Genomic DNA, 4,259 nt, shown 5'->3' on the forward strand with positions numbered 1-4,259 from the left:
CCCAAGGGCTACGGCTTCGTCGAGGTCTCCCCGCCGCAGGAGCACATCCAGGGCGCGCAGTGGTGGACCTCCTACCAGCCGGTCAGCTACCGGATCGCCGGACGGCTCGGCGACCGCACGTCCTTCAAGAACATGGTCGCCGCCTGCCACGCGGCCGGCGTCAAGGTGATCGCCGACGCGGTGGTCAACCACATGTCGGCGGGCTCCGGCACCGGCACCGGCGGTACCGCGTACACCAAGTACACCTACCCCGGCACGTACCAGGACCAGGACTTCCACACCTGCCGCCAGCCGATCACCAACTACCAGGACCGCGGCAACGTCCAGAACTGCGAGCTGGAGAACCTCTCCGACCTGAACACCGGCAGCGCGTACGTCCAGACCACCATCGCGCACTACCTGGACGACCTCGCCTCGCTCGGCGTCGACGGCTACCGGATCGACGCCGCCAAGCACATCGCCGCCGCCGACCTCGCGGCGATCAAGGCCCGGATGGCCAACCCGGCGGCCTACTGGGTCCAGGAGGTCATCTACGGCGCCGGCGAGCCGGTCCAGCCCACCGAGTACACCGGCACCGGCGACGTGGACGAGTTCCGGGTCGGCACGGACCTCAAGCGGATGTTCACCACCGACAAGCTCGCCAACCTCAGCGGCTGGGGCGCCTCCTGGGGCTACCTGCCGAGCGGGCAGGCGCGCGCCTTCGTCGACAACTGGGACACCGAGCGCAACGGATCCACCCTCAACTACACCTACGGCAACACCTACACGCTCGCCAACGTCTTCCTGCTGGCCTCGCCGTACGGCACCCCCGACATCCACTCCGGCTACACCTTCGCCAACAAGGACGACGGCCCGCCGAACGGCGGCACCGTCAACGCCTGCTACCAGGACGGCTGGAACTGCACCCACGCCTGGCGGCAGGTCGCCAACATGGTCGGCTTCCGCAGCGCGGTGGCGGGCACCGGAGTGACCGACTGGTGGTCCAACGGCGGCAACGCGATCGCCTTCGGACGCGGCAACAAGGGCTACGTCGCGATCAACCACGAGGGCGGCGCGATCACCCGGACCTTCCAGACCGGGCTGCCGGCCGGCACCTACTGCGACGTCCAGCACGGCGACCCGCAGTCCGGCGGCGGCTGCACCGGCCCGACGTACCAGGTGGGCGCCAACGGGCAGTTCACCGCGACGGTCGGTGCCGGCGACGCGGTCGCGCTGTACGTCCAGTCCGGCGCGAGCGTCTCCGGCGCCTCCTTCAACGTCAACGCGACCACCTCGGTCGGGCAGAACGTCTACGTGGTCGGCGACGCCGCGGCGCTCGGCGCCTGGGACCCGGCGAAGGCCCTGCCGCTCTCCTCGGCGGGCTACCCGGTCTGGTCGCTGGCGCTGTCGCTGCCGGCCGGCACGTCCTTCCAGTACAAGTACGTCCGCAAGGACGCGAGCGGCGCGGTCACCTGGGAGTCCGGCGCCAACCGGACGGCGACGGTGCCCTCGGGCGGGACCGTCGCGCTGAACGACACCTGGCGGCCGTGAGCCGCGGGCCCCGGTCCGCCCCGGATCCCCGTCGGCCCGCTCCGGCGGGGATCCCCCGCGAGGGCGGCCGGGAGGCGGGCGGCGCGGCCGTCCGTCACCCCCGCCCGATGTACGGCATGGCCGTCGCCAGCACGGTGGCGAACTGCACATTGGCCTCCAGCGGCAGCCCGGCCATGTGCCGCACGGTGCGCGCCACGTCGGCCACCTCCATGGTCGGCTCGGGGGCGATCCGGCCGTCCGCCTGACGCACGCCCGCGCCCATCGCCGACGTCATGTCGGTCGCCGCGTTGCCGATGTCGATCTGCCCGCAGGCGATCCGGTACGGGCGGCCGTCCAGCGACAGCGACTTGGTCAGGCCGGTGACGGCGTGCTTGGTCGCGGTGTAGGCGATCGAGTGCGGGCGCGGGACGTGCGCGGAGATCGAACCGTTGTTGATGATCCGGCCGCCCTGCGGGTCCTGCGCCTTCATCTGCCGGAACGCGGCCCGGGCGCAGAGGAAGGCGCCGGTCAGGTTGAGGTCGACGACGGCCCGCCAGTCCTCGACCGACAGCTCCTCCAGCGGGACGGCCGGGCCGAAGACGCCGGCGTTGTTGAACAGCAGGTCCACCCGGCCGTGACGCCCGGCGGCCGCGGCGAACAGCGCGTCCACCGCCTCCGGGTCGGTGACGTCGGCCGGCACCACGTCGGCCGGGGCGGCGCAGAGCCGGGCGGTCTCCCGCAGCGGTCCGGGCCGCCGGCCGGCCAGCACCGTCCGCCAGCCGTCCGCGGCCAGTTCGACCGCCACGGCGCGGCCGACGCCGCTCCCGGCTCCGGTGACGACGGCGATCCGCTGGTTCATGGCACCCGCCGCCGCCGACCCCTCGACCAGCCTGGAGCACAACACCACCGCGCACCTGATCGCCGACATGGAGCGGCTGCGCGAGCACCTCGGCATCGACAAGTGGCTGCTCTACGGCGGCTCCTGGGGCTCCACGCTGATCCTCGCCTACGCGCAGGCCCACCCGGAACGGGTCTCCGCGATCGTGATCTGCGGGGTCACCATGACCCGTCCCGAGGAGACCGACTGGCTGTACCGCGGCGTGGGCCGCTTCCTGCCCGCGGCCTGGGAGGCGTTCCGGGACTTCCTTCCGCCCGCCGACCGCGACGGGGACACCTTCGAACTGCTCGCCGCCTACAGCCGGCTGCTCGACAGCACCGACGAGCCGGTCCGGCGGGCCGCCGCCAACGCCTGGGCCACCTGGGAGGACGCGGTCATCTCGCACGAGACGCTGGGCAAGCCGAACGCGTACACCGACCGGCCCTCCGACGCGCTGATGGCCTTCACCCGGATCACCGCGCACTACTTCTCGCACCGGGCCTTCCTGCCCGACGGCCAACTGCTACGCGACGCCGGGCGGCTGTCCGGAATCCCCGGCGAACTGATCCACGGCCGGCTGGACCTCGGCGGGCCGGTCGACACGGCCTGGCAGCTGGTCAAGGCCTGGCCGGACGCCCGGCTGACGGTCATCGATGACTCCGGGCACACCGGCAGCCCGCGGATGCGGGACGCGATCCTGGCCGCGATCGAGCGCTTCGCCTGAACCCCGGCCGGGCGTCCGGGGCACCCACCGGGCGCTCACCGGGGCCCTCGGTTCCTCCGAACGCCCGGCCGGTTCGTACAGGTGGGATTCCCCTACGATACGACGCATGATCGCCTATGCCCCAGCCGCCCTGTTCTTCCTGTTGTTCGGAATCGGGGTAGTACGCGACCGTCGCCAGTTCAGCAACGCCGTCCTGCTCGGCATCGCCGTCTCCCTCCTGTCCCTCGCCCTGCTCGCCGAGCTCCGCAAGGCACCCAGCATGGTGATCACACTCGCGGCGGCGGTCATCGTCCTCCTCCCGGCCCTCGGCACGGCGGCCCTGGTCTGGTTCCTGCTCGCCAACGGCCTGACCATGATCCGCAAGGAGGGCAGACGGCCGGCCAACCTGCTGTCACTGCTCGCCGGGCTGGGCATCCTCGGCGTCATCGGACTGCTGGTCGCCGCCCTCATCGTCCACTCGCGGCCGCTGGCCGCGCTCGCGGGCACCGCGGTCCTCGTGGTCGGCTACGTCTCCTTCCTGTTCACCTGCTTCGTCGGCTACGCCTTCCTGTACAGCCGCCACCGGCCGCGCCGGGACGTGGACTTCGTGATCGTGCTCGGCTCCGGGCTGATCGGCGGCGAGCGCGTCCCGCCGCTGCTCGCCAGCCGACTGAACCGGGGCCGCGAGGTGTACGAGAAGCAGGCCGCCCGCGGCAACCCGCCGGTGCTCATCACCTCGGGCGGCCAGGGGCCGGACGAGAAGCTGCCGGAGTCCCACGCGATGGCCGACTACCTGGTCGAACGCGGCTTCCCCGAGGAGCACATCGAGCGGGAGGACCGCTCGCGCACCACCGAGGAGAACCTGCTGTTCAGCAAGGCCATCATGGAGCAGGCCAAGCCCGACTACCGCTGCGTCGTGGTCACCAACAACTTCCACGCCTTCCGGGCGGCACTGCTCGCCCGCCAGACCGGCGTCAACGGCCACGTCTTCGGCTCTCCCACCGCCCGGTACTACTGGCCGAGCGCCACCATCCGCGAGTTCGCCGCGATCTTCCTGTCCCACAAGCTGGTCAACTTCGGGATCTGCGGCTTCATCGCCCTCTGCGGAGTGCTCGCGGCCCTGTGAGCCGCCCCGGGACCCCCACCCGGGCAGGCCCCGGTCGCTCCGGC

Annotated in this window: 3 protein-coding genes and 1 pseudogene; 3 read left to right on the forward strand and 1 reads right to left on the reverse strand. The window is 72.0% G+C overall.

The annotated features are described in order from the left end of the window. Window positions 1–1,530, forward strand: a 1,530-nt coding sequence (locus ACIQOV_RS30000; protein ID WP_401053726.1) for a carbohydrate-binding module family 20 domain-containing protein, incomplete at its 5' end; no start/stop codon positions are given. A gap of 94 nt (window positions 1,531–1,624) precedes the next feature. Here the strand turns inward: ACIQOV_RS30000 and ACIQOV_RS30005 are convergent. Further along, the gene (locus ACIQOV_RS30005) at window positions 1,625–2,368 is read right to left on the reverse strand and encodes an SDR family oxidoreductase (RefSeq protein ID WP_401053728.1); all 744 of its coding nucleotides are present in this window, start codon (window positions 2,366–2,368) and stop codon (window positions 1,625–1,627) included. A gap of 4 nt (window positions 2,369–2,372) precedes the next feature. Between ACIQOV_RS30005 and ACIQOV_RS30010 the strand changes: the two are divergent. Both ACIQOV_RS30010 and ACIQOV_RS30015 read left to right on the forward strand, forming a co-directional pair. Beyond that, window positions 2,373–3,110 (forward strand): annotated as a pseudogene (locus ACIQOV_RS30010) (alpha/beta fold hydrolase); the annotation flags it as partial. Between the two features lie 106 nt (window positions 3,111–3,216). Next, window positions 3,217–4,215, forward strand: a complete 999-nt coding sequence (locus ACIQOV_RS30015; RefSeq protein ID WP_401053729.1) for a YdcF family protein — start codon at window positions 3,217–3,219, stop codon at window positions 4,213–4,215. The last annotated feature ends 44 nt before the right edge of the window (window positions 4,216–4,259 follow it).

Source organism: Kitasatospora sp. NPDC091257, from assembly GCF_044757675.1.
Classification (GTDB): Bacteria; Actinomycetota; Actinomycetes; order Streptomycetales; family Streptomycetaceae; genus Kitasatospora; species Kitasatospora lactacystinica.

Coding starts and splice junctions, on each gene's coding strand:
- ACIQOV_RS30005 (WP_401053728.1), bottom strand. CDS start 2,368: ATGAACCAGCGGATCGCCGTCGTCACCGGAGCCGGGAGCGGCGTCGGC.
- ACIQOV_RS30015 (WP_401053729.1), top strand. CDS start 3,217: ATGATCGCCTATGCCCCAGCCGCCCTGTTCTTCCTGTTGTTCGGAATC.